This window comes from Pseudacidovorax intermedius, assembly GCF_001476815.1.
Taxonomy (GTDB): Bacteria; Pseudomonadota; Gammaproteobacteria; order Burkholderiales; family Burkholderiaceae_C; genus Xenophilus; species Xenophilus intermedius_A.
In genome coordinates this window covers 93,339-111,127 of the sequence record NZ_LDSL01000051.1, presented here as the reverse complement: position 1 = coordinate 111,127, position 17,789 = coordinate 93,339, and the positions used below count along the sequence as shown (strand labels likewise).

The following is a 17,789-nucleotide window of genomic DNA, read 5'->3' as shown; positions in this document are numbered from 1 at the left end:
CTGCCATGACGGCGCGCGGCCTGCGTACCTCTCCCGCGTCCGTTCCGTGTGGCGTGCTTTGCTCAGCCAGGCGCCCGGCGGGCGTCCAGGCGAACGCTGACGAGCATCGCCAGCAGCAGGCAGGCCAGCCCGCACCAGTTCATCCACGACGACGCCTCTCGGGCAAGCAGCCAGCCGCCCAGCGCCGCACCTGCCGCCTGGCCCATGTACATCGCCGAGCTGTTGAGCGCGATGGAGGCCGAGGCCAGTCCCGGCGCCAGTCCTACCAGCCGCGCCTGCTGCGACGAATTGGCCGCGAAGCAGCCCAGGCCCCAGGGCAGGATCACCGCCGCCAGCATCGCCCAACCCAGGGCGATGCCCAGGGGCCACAGCAGCAGGCTCAGGCTGATCAGCGCCATCGCCACCATGGCCATGCGGGCGCTGCCCAGCCGGTCCATGTGGCGCGTGGCGAGCACGTTGCCCACCACGCCGCAGACGCCCAGCCACAGCCACATCAGGCTCAGCTCGCCGGCGGTCGCCCGCAGCTGCTGCAGCAGCACCGGCCCGATGTAGCTGAACAGCACGAACTGCCCGGCCGCCTGCAACAGCGTGATGCCGACCACCGGCATCAGCAGGGGATGCCGCAGCACCTGCATCCAGCCCTCGCGCGACAGCGGCGGCGGCCGCACGCCATTCGGCATCGTGCGCCATACCCACAGCGCCGCGATGGCGGTGCCCAGACCGATCAGGCCGAAGGCCGCGCGCCAGCCCCAATGGCCGCCCACGTAGGCCGCCAGCGGCAGGCCCAGCACCGAGGCCAGCGACCAGCCGAGAAAGATGAAGGCCACCGCCGCCGCGCGCCGGTGCGGGGGCACCAGCAGGCCGACGCAGGCCGCCGCCTGCGGCGTGAAGACGGCGGGCGCGACCAGCGTGGCCATGCGCATGGGCAGCAGGCTGGCCAGCGAGGGCATCAGGGCGGAGAGCAGGTGGCCCGCGGCGAACCAGGCCAGCGACAGGGCCAGCAGGCGCCGGCGGTCCCAGCCGGCCACCAGGCCGGCCAGCAGCGGCGCGCCGACGCACACCACCAGCGCACCCGCCGTGATGAGCTGGCCCACGGCCGCGATCGAGGTGTGGAAGGATGCGGCCAGCTCCGGCAATGTGCCGGGCACCACCATCACGCCGGTGCCGATGACGAAATTGCCGAAGAGCAGGGCCCACAGCGCGCCGGGCCAGCGCGCCTCCCGGCTCAACGCCGCACCTGCAGCGCCCCGGGATTGACGATGTTGGTGGGGTTGCCGCGGATGAAGCTCACCACGTTGTCGAAGGCCTGGCCGAAGTAGAGCTCGTAGCTTTCCTGCTCCACGTAGCCGATGTGCGGCGTGCAGATGCAGTTCTCCAGCCGCAGCAGCGCATGGCCCTGCAGCGGCGGCTCGCTCTCGAACACGTCGATGGCCGCCATGCCGGGGCGGCCGCGGTTGAGCGCCGCCAGCAGCGCGTCGGACTCCACCAGCTCCGCCCGGCTGGTGTTGACGAACAGCGAGGTCGGCTTCATGCGCGACAGGTCTTCCAGCGTGACCAGCCCGCGCGTGTCGTCGTTCAGCCGCAGGTGCAGCGTCAGCACGTCCGACATCTCGAACAGGGCCTCGCGGCTCGGCGCCGTCTGGAAGCCGTCGGAGCGGGCGCGTTCGCAGCTGGCCTCGCGGCCCCAGATCACCACCTGCATGCCGAAAGCCTGGCCATAGCGCGCCACCAGCTGGCCGATGCGGCCATAGCCCCAGATGCCCAGCGTCTTGCCCTTGAGCACCGAGCCCAGGCCGAAGTTGGGCGGCATCGAAGCGGACTTGAGGCCCGACTGCTGCCAGGCGCCGTGCTTGAGGTTGCTGATGTACTGCGGCAGGCGGCGCATGGCGGCCATGATGAGCGCCCAGGTCAGCTCCGCCGGCGCTAGCGGCGAGCCCGTGCCCTCGGCCACGGCCACGCCGTATTCGGTGCAGGCATTGACGTCCACGTGGCCGCCGACCCGGCCGGTCTGCGAGATCAGCTTGAGCCGGGGCAGCTTGTCGACTAGCTGGCGGGAGATCTGGGTGCGCTCGCGGATCAGCACGATCACGTCGGCGTCCCGCAACCTGACGGACAGTTGGCCGATGCCCTTGACCGTGTTGGTGTAGACCTTGGCGGTGTAGGCATCCAGCTTGGAGGCGCAGCGCAGCTTGCGCACGGCGTCCTGGTAGTCGTCGAGGATCACGATGTTCATGGCTGCCCATTTTGCCTTTGGGCCGCCAAGCCTCCCGCTGCCTTCGAAAAGGGCGAGCGCCCCGCGCGGAGACCGGCCGTGCGGCAAGCACCGGCCGGGCTTATGCCTCAGGCGCTCAATGCAGCGGCGTGCCGCAAGGGCGCACCGTGGCGTCGCGCAATTCCTTCTCGACCAAGCGGTCGAGTTCGGCGCACACGTCGGCCATGCGGCCGGCGATCACCAGGCGCGAGCCGGCGCGGCCGCGCTCGCCAGGCTCCACCACCCGAACCACGCGCAGCGGCCGTGCGGCCGTGCGGCGCACGCCTTCGTTGGCGCTCGCCGGGCGGCGGTGGTGATGGGGCAGCACCGTCACGTAGCGCAGGTCGGCATCGTCGATGGCGGCGCCACGGCGTGCATCGGCATGGCGGCTGACCCAGGATTGGATCGGCGCGAAAAGGCTGGACAAGGCGAGCAGAGCGGTTCCCATGTTGAACTCCTGAAGGCGGAAAGGGGTTTGGACACAGGCAGGATTGCGGACGAAGCCCGCTGCGCCAGGGTGATGGCCTCGTTGGCCATACGCCCGCCACCTGGCGCAGGGGCAGAAAGTGAGCAGCGGCGTGCCTACATCAGCATGGTGTTGCGGATCAGGCCGACGGCCAGGCCCTCGATCTCGAAAGGCTCCCCGGGCTGCACGACGATGGTGGGGTAGTCGGGGTTCTCGGCATGGAGTTCCACCACGTCCTTGAGGCGCTTGAGGCGCTTGACGGTCACCTCGTCGCCCAGCCGGGCCACCACGATCTGGCCGTTGCGCGCCTCGCGGGTGCTCTGCACCGCGAGCAGGTCGCCGTCCATGATGCCGGCGTCGCGCATCGACATGCCGCGCACCTTGAGCAGGTAGTCGGGGCGGTGCTGGAACAGCGTGCTCTCGACGTAGTAGGTCTGGTCCACATGCTCCTGCGCCAGGATGGGTGCGCCGGCCGCGACGCGGCCCACCAGCGGCAGCGAGAGCTGCGACAGTCCGGGAATGGGCAGGGAGAATTGCGATGTGCGCGATTCCTGCAGGTTGCGCAGCGCCTCGCCCTTGAGCCGGATGCCGCGCGACGTGCCGCTCACCAGTTCGATCACGCCCTTGCGGGCCAGCGCCTGCAGGTGCTCCTCGGCCGCGTTGGCGGACTTGAAGCCCAGTTCGGCGGCGATCTCGGCCCGCGTGGGCGGCGCGCCGGTGCGCGCCATCGCGCTGCGGATGAGCTCGAGGATCTGTTGCTGGCGGGCGGTAAGCTTGACCGAAGCGGTCGTGGGCACTTTAAGCATGGCGGCTGCGGCTCCATCGTTGATGCACGTACTGTGTGCACATCCAGTATCTGTATTTTTAACCAGTTTTCAAACCATTGACAAGTCCTGACCACTCCTCAGCTTTTTCCAGCCGCATCGTCGTGCTGGGAACCGGCGGCACGATCGCGGGCAAGGCCGCGAGCGCGGGCGACAACCTCGGCTACGTGGCCGGGCAGGTCGAGGTGGGTGCGCTGCTGGCCGGCGTGCCCGCGCCGGCAGGCCTGACCCTCGTGGCGGAGCAGGTCTGCAACATCGACAGCAAGGACATGTCGCACGCGCACTGGCACGCGCTGGCCCTGCGCTGCCAGCACTGGCTGGACGACCCGTCCGTGCGTGGCATCGTCGTCACGCACGGCACCGACACGCTGGAGGAGACGGCCTTCTTCCTGGCCCAGGTGCTGCAGGCCGACAAGCCGGTGGTGCTGACCTGCGCCATGCGGCCGGCCACGTCGGCGGCACCCGACGGACCGCAGAACCTGCAGGACGCCCTGGCCGTGGCGGCGGCCAGGGATGCGCGCGGCGTGCTGGCCGTGTGCGCCGGCACGGTCCACCTGGCCCGTGCGGTGCGCAAGGTGCACACCTATCGGCTCGATGCCTTTTCATCCGGCGAGGGTGGGCCGCTGGGTTACGTTGAGGAGGGCCGCGTGCGGCTGACCAGGCCCTGGGCCACCGTGCCCTGGATCCCGCGCCTGCGGGTCCGGGCGCTGCCTGCAGCCGACCGGTGGCCATCCGTGCAGATCGTGGCCTGCCATGCGGGGGCGGATGCCGTGGTGGTCGATGCCCTCGTGCAGACCGGCCGGGTGCAGGGCCTGGTGGTGGCCGCGACCGGCAACGGCACGGTGCATGAAGCCGTGGACGCGGCGCTGGTGCGCGCGCAGCAGGCGGGACTGGCCGTGCTGCGCGCCACGCGCTGCGCCGATGGGGCGGTGCTTGCGTCGGACGGCGCACGCTGGCCCGACGCCTTCGACCTGTCGCCCGTCAAGGCCCGCATCGCCCTGATGCTGCGGCTGATGCCCGAGGCCTGAAAACGAAAAAGGCCGGCCTCGTCGGCCAGCCTTGCTTTTTCGTGCTGGGGCGGTGCGCGGCATGCCGCGCCCGCGCTGCTGTCAGTCCGACAGTGCGGCCATCGCCCGGCGCGTGATCTCGTCGACCGAGCCCACGCCGCTGATCGCGCGGTACTTGGGCGCGTTGACCGGATCCTGCTCGGCCCACTTGGCGTAATAGTCCACCAGCGGGCGCGTCTGCTGGCTGTAGACGTCCAGGCGCTTGCGCACGGTCTCTTCCTTGTCGTCTTCGCGCTGGATCAGGTCTTCGCCCGTGACGTCGTCCTTGCCTTCCACCTTGGGCGGGTTGAAGCGCACGTGGTAGGTGCGGCCCGACGCCGGGTGCGAGCGGCGGCCGCTCATGCGCTCGATGATGTCCGAGAAGGGCACGTCGATCTCGAGCACGTAGTCCAGCTTGACGCCGGCCGCCTTCATGGCGTCGGCCTGCGGAATGGTGCGCGGGAAGCCGTCGAACAGGAAGCCGTTGGCGCAGTCGGGCAGGGCGATGCGCTCCTTGACCAGGTTGATGATCAGGTCGTCGCTCACCAGCGCGCCGGCATCCATCACGGCCTTGGCCTGCAGTCCGAGGGGCGTGCCGGCCTTGACGGCGGCACGCAGCATGTCACCCGTGGAGATCTGCGGGATGCCGAACTTCTGGCAGATGAAGGTGGCCTGCGTGCCTTTGCCGGCGCCCGGCGCGCCCAACAGGATGAGTCTCATGGTGTCCTCGGATGCTTTTCTTGAAATCGTCGTGCGGCGCCGGCTCCCCCGGGCGCACCATCCGGTCGAGGATAGCACGCGGCCCCTTCCTACAGCCGCGGGATTGAACGTGCGTGACGCGGGCCCGACGGGGCCGCCGCGCCCTCAGAACTGCGCGCGGACCCGTGCCAGGTCCTCGGGCGTGTCGACGCCCGTGCCGGGCGCGCGCCCGGTGACGTGCACGGCGATGCGGTGGCCGTGCCACAGCACGCGCAACTGCTCCAGCGACTCGATGCGCTCCAGCGGCGACGGCGGAAGCTGCGGAAAGGCACGCAGGAAGCCGGCCCGGTACGCATAGATGCCGATGTGGCGCAGCGCCGGCGCTTCCTGCGGCGGTTGCGGCGGCAGGCCGCCGTCGCGCCAGAAGGGCAGCGGCGAGCGGCTGAAGTAGAGCGCGTGGCCGGCCGCGTCGAGCACCACCTTGACCACGTTCGGGTTGGCGAAGTCGGCCGCATCGTGGATGGGATGGGCGGCGGTGCTCATCGGCACCTCGGGCCTTGTGGCGAGCGAGCCGGCGACGGCATCGATGAGGGACGGATCGATCAGCGGCTCGTCGCCCTGCACGTTGACCACGATGGTGTCGTCGGCCAGGCCCAGCAGGCTGCAGGCCTCGGCCAGGCGGTCGCTGCCGCTCGGATGGTCGGCGCGGGTGAGCAGGGCGCGCACGCCCGCCGCCTCGCAGGCCTGGAGGATGCGCGCATCGTCGCAGGCCACGCACACGGTGCCGGCGCCCGACTGCGCGGCCTGGCGCGCGACGCGCACGACCATCGGCAAGCCGCCGATGTCGGCCAGGGGCTTGTCCGGCAGACGCGTCGACTTCATGCGCGCCGGGATGAGGACCGCGTAGCTCACAGCCCGAGTTCGTCGTCCGTCAGCGGGCGGGCCTCGTTCTCGAGCATCACCGGAATGCCGTCGCGCACGGGGTAGGCGAGCCGGGCGCTGCGCGACCACAGTTCCTGGCGCGTGGCGTCCCATTGCAGCGGTCCCTTGGTGACCGGGCAGACCAGCAGTTCAAGCAGCTTGGAATCCATCGAAGGATGATAGCCGTGCGTCGAGCGCGGCGAAGAAGGCCGGGTCGATGTCGAACTGCAGCGGCACGGCCAGCGCCGTGGGTGCGACCGGCCACAGCTTGGCCGCGTCCTTCTCGGTGCACAGCAGTTGCAGGCCCGGCGGCGGCGTCCAGCCGCTGAAGTCGTGGTGGTCGGGCAGGGCGATGCACGTCCGCAGACTCAGGCCCCGGGCCCGCAGCATGTCGAAGAAGCGTTCCGGCCGCGCAATGCCGGCCACGGCGGCGAGGTCGTCGCGGGCGGCCAGCGACGCGAGCGGCACCTTCCGGCCTTCTCGATCCAGCGCGACGTCGGCCAGCCGCCGATGGCCACGGTGGCCCGCGAAGGCGGGCCGCTCGCCCGTGTGCAGCACCAGGTTGCAGCGGCGGGGCCAGGGCTCGCGCAGCGGTCCGGCCGGCAGCAGCCAGCCGTTGCCGACGCCGCGGTCGTCGAAGACGCAGATCTCGATGTCGCGGCCGAGGGCCAGGTGCTGCAGCCCATCGTCGGCGACGACCACGCGCACCTCCGGATGCAGGGTCAGCAAGCGCCGGCCAGCGGCCGCGCGGTCGGCATCGACCACCAGGGGCGCGCCCGTGGCACGGTGGATGAGCAGCGGTTCGTCGCCCACGTCGCGCGGATCGCTGTCCGCCGCCACCGCCCGGCCGTCGCGCGTGCGGCGCCCATGGCCGCGCGAGATCACGCCCACCGGCAGGCCGCGCGCCTGCAGGTGCCGGACCAGGGCGATGACCACCGGCGTCTTGCCGGCACCGCCGGCGATCACGTTGCCGACGACGATCACCGGCACCGGCAGCCGGTCCGTGCGGCGCCAGCCGCGCGCGTAGGCCAGGCGCCGCGCCGCGGCCAGCAGGCCGAACAGCGCCGCCACCGGCCGCAGCAGCCAGGCCTGCGCGCCGCGGCGTTCCCAGGCGTGCACGGCGCTCAGCGGGCCGCCTTGCCCGTGGTCTGGGTGGCGAAGGTGATCTGCATCAGCCCGGCGCGGCGCGCCGCCTCCATCACCGTGATGACCGCCTGGTGCGGCGCCGCGGCGTCGGCACTGATGATGAGGATGGTGTTGTTGCCGCCGCCACCGTTGGCGCCGTTGCCGCCGGCCTCGGGCTTGGCGAAGCCGCTGAGCGCGGCCGCCAGGCCCTCGACGCTGCGGTCGGCCACGAGTTGCCGGTTGACCGCGTAGCGTCCGTCCGCGGCGACGGCGACGATCACCTCGCGCGGCCGCGTGGTGCTGGGCTCGGCATCGGCCGTGGGCAGGCGCACCTCCATCTCGGTGAAGCGGTTGTAGGTGGTCGACAGCATCAGGAAGATGAGGATCACCAGCAGCACGTCGATGAAGGGGATCAGGTTGATCTCCGGCTCGTCGCGCGAGCCGCTGCGCAGGCGCATGCGGCGGCGGCCGGTGCCGGCGCGATCGGCCGCGCCGGTGGTGGGCAACTGCACGCTCATGCGCGCGCCTTCGCTGCGTGCGCCATCATGGCGCGGACCCGGCGCCCGGGCGGATGCGCGACAGGTGTTCGGCGAAACGGTCGCCTGCCAGCTCCATGTGCAGCAAATAGCCGTCGACGCGCGTGCGGAAGTAGCGCCAGAAGATCAGCGTGGGCACCGCGACGACCAGGCCGAAGGCCGTGTTGTACAGCGCGATGGAGATGCCGTGCGCCAGCTGCGCCGGGTTGCCGCCGCCGCCCGCGCCGGGTGCCTGCGAGCCGAAAATCTCGATCATGCCGATCACCGTGCCCAGCAGGCCCAGCAGCGGTGCCGCCGAGGCGATGGTGGCCAGCGCCGGGAGGTAGCGCTCCAGCCGGTGGGCGATGGCGCGGCCGGTGCTTTCCATGGCGGCGCGCAGGTCGTCGGCGGTGGCCGGGCCGCCCGCCTGCGCGGCGCGGAAGCCGGCGGCCAGCATTTCGCCCAGCGCGGAATTGCGCTCCAGCTTGGCCACCACGTCGGGCGACGGAATGCTGCCCTGAGAGACGCCGATCGCTTCGCCCAGAAGTTGGGGTGGCAGCACCTTGGACGACTTCAGGCTGATGAAGCGTTCGATGACGAGGGCGGTCGCGATGACCGAGCACAGAAGCAGCGGCACAACGGGCCAGCCTGCGGCGACTAAGATCGAAAACAAGGGGCCTCCTGCGCGGTCATGGTGCGCTCGCCAACGGCCGAAAATTATGACCGAATGTTTTTCGGGCGCCGCCCGCGGCGCCGTCCCGCCACCCACATTTTCTGTGGATAACTTTGTGGCTAACCCCCGGAGCAACTTCGCCGAACCCACTGCCGACGGGCATCCCGTCAGGACGACCAGATTTTGAGCAGCACATTCATCAGCGTTATCAACCACTTGCACCAGAAGCCGTGGCTTTGCGGCCCTTCGGCGGCACCGGCCGCCGTGCCGGGCCGCTGTGGATGGGACGGCGAGGCCTGCCGTGGCTGAGGGCCTGGTCCCCCAGTCTCGCGTCTGGGCCGTCGGCGCCCTGTGCCGCGCCGTGGCCGATGCGCTGGACGCCCGCTTCAATCCGGTGACCGTGCAGGGCGAGATCGGCAGCTTCTCGCGCGCCGGCAGCGGCCATTGCTACTTCTCGCTCAAGGACGGCCAGGGCCAGCTGCGCTGCGCCATGTTCCGGCGCGCCGCCTCGCTGCTCGACTTCGACGTGCGCGATGGCGATCTGGTGGAGGTGCGCGGCCGGCTGGCGGTGTACGAGCCGCGCGGTGACCTGCAACTCGTGGTCGAGAGCATGCGGCGCGCGGGGCAGGGCACGCTCTTCGAGCAGTTCCTGCAGCGCAAGGCCAAGCTCGAAGCCGAAGGCCTGTTCGACGCCGCACGCAAGCGTCCGCTGCCGGTGTTCCCGCGGCGCGTGGGCCTGGTCACCTCGCGCGGTGCCGCGGCGCTGCACGACGTGGTGACGGCGATGCGCCGCCGCGCCCCGCACGTGGAGGTGCTGCTGGCCCCCGCTTCGGTGCAGGGCGCCCAGGCCCCGGCCGAACTGATCGCCGGCCTGCAGGCGCTGCAGCAGCTCGACCCGTTGCCGGATGCCATCCTCGTCGTGCGCGGCGGCGGCTCGATCGAAGACCTCTGGGCCTTCAACGACGAGCAACTGGCCCGGGCCATCGTCGCCAGCCGCGTGCCGGTGGTGGTGGGCGTGGGCCATGAAACCGACTTCACCATCGCCGACTTCTGCGCCGACCTGCGGGCGCCCACGCCCACGGCCGCGGCCGAACTGGTGGCGCCGTCGCGCGACGGCTGGCTGCAGGGCCTGGATGCCCTGGAGGAAGCGTTGCTGGACGCGCTGCAAGGCCGCCTCGACCGCCTGGCGCAGCGGCTGGACACCGCGGCCGCCCGCCTGGGCCGCCCCTCCAGCCTGGCCGCGCGCCAGCAGGCCGTGCTGGCGCAATGGCACCAGCGCCTGCAGCGGGCGACCACCGCCTCGGTGCACCAGGCGCAGCGGCGCTTCGACGGCGTGGCTGCCCGCTGGGCGGCCGCGGCCCCGGCGAGCCTGCGTGGCCGCGCCGACCGGCTGGAGCGCGCGGCACTGCGTCTGCAACTGCTGGACCCGGCCGTCGTGCTCCAGCGCGGCTATGCCTGGCTGGCCGACAGCCGCGGCCGCACCATCACCCGCACGGCGCAATTGCATCCGGGCGACGGCGTGCGCGCCACGCTGGCCGACGGCAGCGCCACCTTGCAGGTGACCGCCGTCCAGCAAGGGACCTCGTCCGACGTCAGCCCGGGCAATCCTTCCTAGAATCGACGGGTTTTCTGTCAACCAACCCACGAACGAGCCACACATGGAACATGTTCTGCCCCCCCTGCCGTACGCAATGGACGCCCTGGCCCCCGAGTACTCCCAGGAGACGCTGGAGTACCACTACGGCAAGCACCACAATGCCTACGTGGTGAACCTGAACAACCTGCAGAAGGGCACCGAGTTCGAGAGCATGCCGCTCGAAGACATCGTGAAGAAGTCCAGCGGCGGCATCTACAACAACGCCGCCCAGATCTGGAACCACACCTTCTTCTGGAATTGCATGAAGCCGCAAGGCGGCGGCACGCCCTCCGGCGCACTGGCCAAGGCCATCGAGGCCAAGTGGGGCAGCTACGACGCCTTCAAGGAAGCCTTCGTCAAGTCCGCCGTCGGCAACTTCGGCTCGGGCTGGACCTGGCTGGTGAAGAAGGGCGATGGCTCCGTGGACATCGTCAACACCGGTGCCGCCGGCACGCCGCTGACCACCGACGACAAGGCCCTGCTCACCGTCGACGTCTGGGAACACGCCTACTACATCGACTACCGCAACCTGCGTCCCAAGTTCGTCGAGACCTTCCTGGCCAAGCTGGTCAACTGGGAATTCGCCGAGAAGAATTTCGCCTGATTGCCGGGTGAATAAGGCCTGCCGGTGCCATGCCGGCAGGCGCCAAAGAAAAAGGCAGCGCGGTCACCCTCGTTGCCTTTTTCTTTGGTTCGCAGCCGCCTCTGCAAGAAGCGGCTGCGCCAGGGGCGTCAGACCACCTTGGCGATGCTCGCGCAGACGTGCTCGATGTTCTTGCTGTTGAGTGCGGCCACGCACATGCGGCCGGTGTCGGTGCCGTACACGCCGAACTCGTTGCGCAGGCGCACCATCTGGTCCTTGGTCAGGCCCGAGTAGCTGAACATGCCGATCTGGCTGGTGATGAAGCCCATGTCCTGCTTCACGCCGGCGGCCTTGAGGCCGTCCACCAGCTTCTGGCGCATGGCCTTGATGCGCACGCGCATCTCGCCCAGTTCCTGCTCCCACAGCGCGCGCAACTCGGGATTGCCCAGCACGGCCGCCACCACGGCGCCACCGTGCGTCGGCGGGTTGCTGTAGTTGGTGCGGATCATGATCTTCAGTTGCGACAGCACGCGCGCGGCTTCTTCCTTGCTCTCGCACAGCACCGACAGGGCGCCCACGCGCTCGCCGTACAGGCTGAAGCTCTTGGAGAAGGAGGTGGAGACGAAGAAGGTCAGGCCGGCGGCGACGAACTTGCCGATGACGGCGCCGTCCTCGGCGATGCCGAAGCCGAAGCCCTGGTAGGCCATGTCCAGGAAGGGCGTGAGCTGGCGGGCCTTGACCACCTCGACCACCTGGTCCCATTGGGCTGGCGTGAGGTCGTAGCCGGTCGGGTTGTGGCAGCAGGCGTGCAGCACGACGATGGTGCCGGCGGCCGCGCCCTGCAGGGCGGCCAGCATGCCGTCGAAGTCGATGCCGCGCTTGGCCGCGTCATAGTAGGCATAGCTGCCGACCTCGAAGCCGGCCTGGGCGAACAGGGCGCGGTGGTTCTCCCAGCTCGGGTCGCTGATCAGCACCTTGGCCGAGGGCGAGAGCTTCTTGAGGAAGTCGGCGCCGACCTTCAGGCCGCCGGTGCCGCCCAGGGCCTGGATGGTGGCCACGCGGCCGGATTTGACGGGCTCACTGTCGGCGCCGAAGACCAGCGCCTTGACGGCATTGTCATAGGCGGCAATGCCGTCGATGGGCAGGTAGCCGCGGGCCGAGGGGGCCTTCATCATGTCGGCTTCTGCCTTCTTGACGCACTCCAGCAGCGGCAGCTTGCCGTTGTCGTCGTAGTACACGCCCACGCCCAGGTTGACCTTGTGGGGGTTGGTGTCGGCGGCGAATTGTTCGTTCAGACCCAGGATGGGGTCGCGCGGCGCCATCTCGACGGCGGAGAAGAGAGACATGGAGGAAAGTCCTTTGGATGCTGAGGCGAGCCTCGCGTCCGGCGAGGCTGGGTGCAGAGCCGGCGCTTTGGGGTTAGCCTTGCCGGTTCGCTTGGAATTTTACCGGCCGCCCCGCATCTCCCCGGCTGTCCCCCGGAGCCACACCCCATGACCGCAGACCTTCAGACCGCCGACGATGCCGCCGCCCCGCGCCAGGGCGAATTCGTCCGCTATCCCGATTCGCCCTTCGAGCTGTTCCAGCCCTATCCGCCGGCCGGCGACCAGCCCAAGGCCATCGAGCAGCTGGTGGAGGGTGTGCAGGACGGCGAGGTCTTCCAGACCCTGCTGGGCGTGACGGGCTCCGGCAAGACCTACACCATGGCCAACGTCATCGCCCGCCTGGGGCGGCCGGCCATCGTGTTCGCGCCCAACAAGACGCTGGCTGCGCAGCTGTACAGCGAGTTCCGCGAGTTCTTCCCCAAGAACGCCGTGGAGTACTTCGTCAGCTACTACGACTACTACCAGCCCGAGGCCTACGTGCCCCAGCGCGACCTGTTCATCGAGAAGGACTCGTCGATCAACGAGCACATCGAGCAGATGCGGCTGTCCGCCACCAAGAGCGTGCTGGAGCGGCGGGACGTGGTGATCGTGGCCACGGTCAGCGCCATCTACGGCATCGGCGCCCCCGAGGACTACACCGAGATGCGTTTCATCATGCGCGTGGGCGACAAGATCGGCCAGCGCGACGTGATCGGCCGGCTCATCCGCATGCAGTACACACGCAACGAGCAGGACTTCTCGCGCGGCGCCTTCCGCGTGCGCGGCGACACCATCGACGTGTTCCCGGCCGAGCACAGCGAACTGGCCATTCGCATCGAGCTGTTCGACGACGAGATCGAAAGCCTGTCGCTGTTCGACCCGCTCACCGGCCGTGTGCGGCAGAAGATTCCGCGCTTCACCATCTACCCGTCCAGCCACTACGTCACGCCGCGCGACAAGACGCTGCGCGCCGTCGACACCATCAAGCTGGAGCTGGCCGACCGGGTGAAGGAACTGGTGGGCGCCGGCAAGCTGGTGGAAGCGCAGCGCCTGGAGCAGCGCACCCGTTTCGACCTGGAGATGCTGGCCGAGATCGGCCACTGCAAGGGCATCGAGAACTACACCCGCCACCTGTCCGGCGCCGCGCCCGGGGATCCGCCGGCCACGCTGACGGACTACCTGCCCAAGGACGCGCTGATGTTCCTGGACGAAAGCCACCAGATGATCGGCCAGCTCGCCGCCATGTACAACGGCGACCGGGCGCGCAAGACCACGCTGGTCGAGTACGGCTTCCGGCTGCCCTCGGCGCTGGACAACCGGCCGCTCAAGTTCGAGGAGTTCGAGCGGCGCATGCGCCAGTGCATCTTCGTCTCGGCCACGCCTGCCGCCTACGAGCAGGAGCATGCCGGCCAGGTGGTCGAGCAGTTGGTGCGGCCGACCGGCCTGATCGATCCCGAGGTCGAGGTGCGTCCCGCCACCCACCAGGTGGACGACGTGCTGGGCGAGATCCGCATCCGCGTCGAGAAGAACGAGCGCGTGCTGATCACCACGCTGACCAAGCGCATGGCCGAGCAACTCACCGAGTACCTGGGCGACAACGGCGTGAAGGTGCGCTATCTGCACAGCGACGTCGACACCGTGGAGCGGGTGGAGATCATCCGCGACCTGCGCCTGGGTGCCTTCGACGTGCTGGTGGGCATCAACCTGTTGCGCGAGGGCCTGGACATTCCGGAGGTGTCGCTGGTCGCCATTCTGGATGCGGACAAGGAAGGCTTCCTGCGCGCCGAGCGCAGCCTGATCCAGACGATCGGTCGCGCCGCGCGCAACCTGCACGGCAAGGCCATCCTGTATGCCGACACCATCACGGCGTCCATGAACAAGGCCATCGGCGAGACGCAGCGCCGCCGCGAGCGGCAGATCGCCTTCAACGAGGCCAACGGCATCGTGCCGCGGAGCATCGTCAAGCAGGTGCGCGAGCTGATCGACGGCGTCTACGGCGAAAAGTCGGCCAAGGAGGCGGGCAAGCGCGAGGTCGAGCGCGCCCGCGTCGAGGACATGAGCGAGCGCGACGTGGCCAAGGAAATCAAGCGGCTGGAAAAGCAGATGCTCGAGCACGCCCGCAACCTCGAGTTCGAAAAGGCGGCGCGCGTGCGCGACCAGCTGTCGATGCTGCGCGAGCAGGCCTTCGGCGCGGCAGGCGGGGACAACATCGCCGTGCTGCCGGTCGGCGGGCGCAAGTGAGAGGAAAAACCCGCGCTATCCCGAGCAAGGTTCGGGGTTTCTGTTATACTTGAGCGAAACACTCAAGAAAAAAGAACTTCGCGATGAAGGGCCGGCTCCTACCTTTGCATGGGTGGGATACCGGGCAGGGCGGAGACGGGCGCCACCGGATCCTGTGGGTCCCAGGTGTTGTTTAACGGTAAGCCAATTGAAGGAGCTTGCGATGCGTCTCACTACCAAAGGCCGTTTTGCGGTCACCGCCATGATCGACCTGGCACTGCGCCAGAACTCCGGTCCTGTCACGCTGGCCGCAATCAGCCAGCGGCAGCAGATTTCGCTGTCCTACCTGGAACAGCTGTTCGGCAAGCTCCGCCGCCATGAACTGGTGGAGTCCACCCGCGGCCCCGGCGGCGGCTATTCGCTGGGCCGCAAGGCGGCAGACATCACCGTGGCCGACATCATCGTGTCGGTGGACGAGCCGATCGACGCTACCCACTGCGCCGGCAAGGAAAACTGCATGGGCGAAGCCGGCCGCTGCATGACGCACGAGCTGTGGGCCTCGCTCAACCAGAAGATGGTCGAGTTCCTGGATTCCGTCACGCTGCAGAAGCTGGTGGACGACCAGATCGCCAAGGGCGTGCAGGTCGAGAACAAGCCGGCCGTCAAGCGGGCGATCTCGAGCCAGCCGGTGGTCAAGCCGATCCGGGTGAACGCACCCAACTCGGTGTTCGCCCTCGGCAACGCCTTCGCCAAGTCCTGATGCACGGTGGGCGAGCCGCGGCGGCCTGTCGCTGCCGGCTCTTCCGTTCGTGATCGTTTCCGTATCCACGCCAGCACGAGCGAGCCATGGACGTCACTCCTCATTTCCCGATCTATCTTGATTACGGCGCGACCACGCCGGTCGACCCGCGTGTGGTCGACGCCATGATTCCCTGGCTGCGTGAGCATTTCGGCAACCCCGCTTCGCGCAGCCATGCGTGGGGCTGGGAGGCCGAAGAGGCAGTGGAGAAGGCCCGCGGCGACGTCGCCGCCCTGATCAATGCCGATCCGCGCGAGATCATCTGGACCTCGGGCGCCACCGAATCCGACAACCTGGCGCTGAAGGGTGCGGCCCATTTCTACAAGGAAAAGGGTCGGCACCTCATCACCGTCAAGACCGAGCACAAGGCGGTGCTGGACACCATGCGCGAGCTGGAGCGCCAGGGCTTCGAGGTGACGTATCTCGAGGTCGAGGAAAACGGACTGCTGGACCTCGACAAGTTCAAGGCCGCCATCCGTCCCGACACCATTCTGGCGAGCGTGATGTTCGTCAACAACGAGATCGGCGTCGTGCAGGACATGGTGGCGCTGGGCAATGCCTGCCGCGAGAAGGGCGTGATCTTTCACGTCGACGCGGCGCAGGCCACCGGCAAGGTCGAGATCGACGTCACGCAGTTGCCCATCGACCTGATGAGCCTGGCTTCGCACAAGACCTACGGCCCCAAGGGCATCGGTGCGCTGTACGTGCGCCGCAAGCCGCGCGTGCGGCTGGAAGCCCAGATGCACGGCGGGGGCCACGAGCGCGGCATGCGCTCGGGCACGCTGCCCACGCACCAGATCGTGGGCATGGGCGAGGCCTTCCGCATCGCCAAGGAAGAAATGGCGCAGGATCTCGCCAAGGCGCGCGCGCTGCAGAAGCGTTTGATCGACGGCCTGTCGGACATCGAGCAGGTGTTCATCAATGGCGACCTGACGCACCGGGTGCCGCACAACCTGAACATCAGCTTCAACTTCGTCGAAGGCGAGTCGTTGATCATGGGCATCAAGGGCCTGGCGGTGTCGTCGGGTTCGGCCTGCACCTCCGCCAGTCTGGAGCCGAGCTATGTGCTCCGCGCCCTGGGCCGCAGCGACGAGCTGGCCCACAGCAGCCTGCGCATGACCATCGGCCGGTTCACGACCGAGGAAGAAATCGACGTCGCCATCGCGTCCATCCGTCACAACGTGGCCAAGCTGCGCGAGCTGAGCCCCTTGTGGGAGATGTACAAGGATGGCGTCGACCTGAGCACGATCCAGTGGTCCGCCCACTGAATCCACAAAGAAAGAAGAGGACCCCATGGCTTATTCGGACAAGGTCATCGACCACTACGAAAACCCCCGCAACGTCGGCTCCTTCGACAAGGGCGACGACACCGTCGGCACCGGCATGGTGGGCGCGCCTGCCTGCGGCGACGTGATGAAGCTGCAGATCAAGGTCAACCCGCAGACCGGCGTGATCGAGGATGCGCGCTTCAAGACCTACGGCTGCGGCTCGGCCATCGCCTCGTCGTCGCTGGTGACGGAATGGGTGAAGGGCAAGACGCTGGACGAGGCGGCATCGCTCAAGAATGCGCAGATCGCCGAAGAGCTGGCGCTGCCCCCGGTCAAGATCCACTGCTCGATCCTGGCCGAGGACGCGATCAAGGCCGCGGTGGACGACTACCGCACCAAGGCCGCCGCCAAGACCGGCGCCGAGGCCGTGGCCTCCTGAGCACCCGACGAACCCCGACAACAAGGACGCGCGCGCAATGTCGATCACGCTGACCGAGGCCGCTGCACGCCACGTCACCCGCTACCTCAGCAAGCGGGGCAAGGGCGTCGGTGTGCGGCTCGGCGTCAAGACGACGGGCTGCTCGGGGCTGGCCTACAAGCTGGAGTACGTGGACGAGCTGTCGCCCGAAGACGTGGTCTTCGAAGAACACGGCGTGAAGGTGCTGGTCGATCCCAAGAGCCTGGCCTACATCGACGGCACAGAGCTCGACTTCGTGCGCGAAGGCCTGAACGAGGGTTTCCGCTTCAACAATCCGAACGAGCGCGACCGCTGCGGTTGCGGCGAGAGCTTCCGCGTCTGACGCGCACGCTGGACCACCGGGCCGCCACCCGCAAGGGCCTGGCGGCTTTTTCTTGGCAGCACGAGGAGTGGCCGATGCAGTTGACCGACGATGACTTCACGCTGTTCGCAGTGGCACCGACCTTCGCGCAGGAACGTTCGGCCCTCGATGCGCGCTGGAAGGAACTGCAGCGCGAGGCCCATCCCGACCGCTTCGCCAGCCAGGGCGCGGCCGCGCAGCGGCTGGCCATGCAATGGTCGGTGCGCATCAACGAGGCCTACCAGCGCCTGAAGGACCCGCTGCGTCGCGCCGCCTACCTGTGCGAAATGCACGGCGCGCCGATCCAGGCCGAGAACAACACCGCGATGCCGGCCGACTTCCTCATGCAGCAGATGAGCTGGCGCGAAGAGCTCGAAGAGGCCGGTGATGCGGCGGCGCTCGACGCGCTGCAGCAGCAGGTCCAGGCGGCGCGGGCCCGCGCATTGTCCAGCCTCGACTGGCTGATCGACGAAAAGGGCGACTATCCGGCCGCCGCCCAGCAGGTGAGAGCCCTCATGTTCATCGAACGCTTTTCGGGCGAGCTCGATGAGCGGCTCGACCGGCTGGGACAATAGTTTTCT

The 17,789-nt window shown here is 68.9% G+C and carries 19 protein-coding genes and 1 pseudogene; 9 read left to right on the top strand and 11 right to left on the bottom strand.

Annotated features, from left to right (window positions below; translation table 11 throughout):
• Window positions 1–62: 62 nt before the first annotated feature.
• The 4 genes from NS331_RS08115 to lexA all read right to left on the bottom strand — a co-directional run bounded on the left by NS331_RS08115 (window position 63) and on the right by lexA (window position 3,523).
• Window positions 63–1,229, bottom strand: coding sequence for an MFS transporter (locus NS331_RS08115; protein ID WP_058641487.1), 1,167 nt, complete (start codon window positions 1,227–1,229; stop codon window positions 63–65).
• Window positions 1,226–2,233 (bottom strand): D-2-hydroxyacid dehydrogenase family protein, encoded by a 1,008-nt coding sequence (locus tag NS331_RS08110; protein ID WP_058641486.1) that lies wholly within the window; start codon window positions 2,231–2,233, stop codon window positions 1,226–1,228. The genes NS331_RS08115 and NS331_RS08110 overlap by 4 nt, the downstream gene beginning before the upstream one ends.
• A gap of 115 nt (window positions 2,234–2,348) precedes the next feature.
• Window positions 2,349–2,699, bottom strand: coding sequence for a hypothetical protein (locus NS331_RS08105; RefSeq protein WP_058641485.1), 351 nt, complete (start codon window positions 2,697–2,699; stop codon window positions 2,349–2,351).
• A 134-nt stretch (window positions 2,700–2,833) separates the two neighbouring features.
• Window positions 2,834–3,523: a transcriptional repressor LexA gene (gene lexA / locus NS331_RS08100; RefSeq protein ID WP_058641484.1), complete on the bottom strand. Its 690-nt coding sequence runs from the start codon at window positions 3,521–3,523 to the stop codon at window positions 2,834–2,836.
• Between the two features lie 125 nt (window positions 3,524–3,648).
• Here lexA and NS331_RS08095 point away from each other — a divergent pair, with 125 nt between their 5' ends.
• Window positions 3,649–4,569 (top strand): asparaginase, encoded by a 921-nt coding sequence (locus NS331_RS08095; protein ID WP_058641577.1) that lies wholly within the window; start codon window positions 3,649–3,651, stop codon window positions 4,567–4,569.
• A gap of 81 nt (window positions 4,570–4,650) precedes the next feature.
• Here the strand turns inward: NS331_RS08095 and adk are convergent, their stop codons facing one another.
• From adk to NS331_RS08065, 6 genes are all read right to left on the bottom strand, one after another.
• Window positions 4,651–5,307, bottom strand: a complete 657-nt coding sequence (gene adk, locus NS331_RS08090) for an adenylate kinase (protein ID WP_058641483.1) — start codon at window positions 5,305–5,307, stop codon at window positions 4,651–4,653.
• Window positions 5,308–5,451: 144 nt separating this feature from the next.
• The gene (kdsB, locus tag NS331_RS08085) at window positions 5,452–6,198 is read right to left on the bottom strand and encodes a 3-deoxy-manno-octulosonate cytidylyltransferase (protein ID WP_275936453.1); all 747 of its coding nucleotides are present in this window, start codon (window positions 6,196–6,198) and stop codon (window positions 5,452–5,454) included.
• Complete coding sequence (locus NS331_RS27110; RefSeq protein ID WP_058641482.1) at window positions 6,195–6,377, bottom strand: Trm112 family protein; 183 nt, start codon at window positions 6,375–6,377, stop codon at window positions 6,195–6,197. Before NS331_RS27110 ends, kdsB begins: the two co-directional genes overlap by 4 nt.
• A complete protein-coding gene (lpxK, locus tag NS331_RS08075) occupies window positions 6,358–7,335 on the bottom strand; it encodes a tetraacyldisaccharide 4'-kinase (RefSeq protein ID WP_058641481.1) in 978 nt (325 codons plus the stop codon). The genes NS331_RS27110 and lpxK overlap by 20 nt, the downstream gene beginning before the upstream one ends.
• A complete protein-coding gene (locus tag NS331_RS08070; protein ID WP_058641575.1) occupies window positions 7,332–7,790 on the bottom strand; it encodes an ExbD/TolR family protein in 459 nt (152 codons plus the stop codon). Before NS331_RS08070 ends, lpxK begins: the two co-directional genes overlap by 4 nt.
• An 85-nt stretch (window positions 7,791–7,875) precedes the next feature.
• Entirely contained in the window at window positions 7,876–8,520 is a 645-nt protein-coding gene (locus tag NS331_RS08065) for a MotA/TolQ/ExbB proton channel family protein (protein ID WP_058641480.1), read from the bottom strand.
• A gap of 301 nt (window positions 8,521–8,821) precedes the next feature.
• Between NS331_RS08065 and xseA the strand changes: the two are divergent.
• A pseudogene (xseA, locus tag NS331_RS08060) lies at window positions 8,822–10,132 on the top strand (exodeoxyribonuclease VII large subunit); the annotation flags it as partial.
• Window positions 10,133–10,178: 46 nt separating this feature from the next.
• On the top strand, window positions 10,179–10,760 hold the full coding sequence (locus NS331_RS08055) for a superoxide dismutase (protein ID WP_058641478.1): 582 nt from the start codon (window positions 10,179–10,181) through the stop codon (window positions 10,758–10,760).
• Between the two features lie 128 nt (window positions 10,761–10,888).
• Here NS331_RS08055 and NS331_RS08050 read toward each other — a convergent pair whose 3' ends face one another.
• Complete coding sequence (locus NS331_RS08050; RefSeq protein WP_058641477.1) at window positions 10,889–12,085, bottom strand: amino acid aminotransferase; 1,197 nt, start codon at window positions 12,083–12,085, stop codon at window positions 10,889–10,891.
• Between the two features lie 147 nt (window positions 12,086–12,232).
• On the opposite strand from NS331_RS08050, the gene uvrB reads away from it, so the two are divergent.
• The 6 genes from uvrB (at window position 12,233) to hscB (ending at window position 17,783) form a co-directional block, all read left to right on the top strand.
• Window positions 12,233–14,344 carry an excinuclease ABC subunit UvrB gene (uvrB, locus tag NS331_RS08045; protein WP_058641476.1) on the top strand — a complete coding sequence of 704 codons (2,112 nt, stop codon included), beginning with the start codon at window positions 12,233–12,235 and terminating at the stop codon, window positions 14,342–14,344.
• Between the two features lie 202 nt (window positions 14,345–14,546).
• Window positions 14,547–15,083, top strand: coding sequence for a Fe-S cluster assembly transcriptional regulator IscR (gene iscR / locus NS331_RS08040; RefSeq protein WP_017756985.1), 537 nt, complete (start codon window positions 14,547–14,549; stop codon window positions 15,081–15,083).
• A gap of 86 nt (window positions 15,084–15,169) precedes the next feature.
• A complete protein-coding gene (locus tag NS331_RS08035) occupies window positions 15,170–16,390 on the top strand; it encodes an IscS subfamily cysteine desulfurase (RefSeq protein WP_058641475.1) in 1,221 nt (406 codons plus the stop codon).
• A gap of 25 nt (window positions 16,391–16,415) precedes the next feature.
• Window positions 16,416–16,829 carry a Fe-S cluster assembly scaffold IscU gene (iscU, locus tag NS331_RS08030; RefSeq protein ID WP_058641474.1) on the top strand — a complete coding sequence of 138 codons (414 nt, stop codon included), beginning with the start codon at window positions 16,416–16,418 and terminating at the stop codon, window positions 16,827–16,829.
• Window positions 16,830–16,866: 37 nt separating this feature from the next.
• Window positions 16,867–17,190, top strand: a complete 324-nt coding sequence (gene iscA, locus NS331_RS08025) for an iron-sulfur cluster assembly protein IscA (protein WP_058641473.1) — start codon at window positions 16,867–16,869, stop codon at window positions 17,188–17,190.
• A 74-nt stretch (window positions 17,191–17,264) separates the two neighbouring features.
• Entirely contained in the window at window positions 17,265–17,783 is a 519-nt protein-coding gene (gene hscB / locus NS331_RS08020) for a Fe-S protein assembly co-chaperone HscB (protein WP_058641472.1), read from the top strand.
• The last annotated feature ends 6 nt before the right edge of the window (window positions 17,784–17,789 follow it).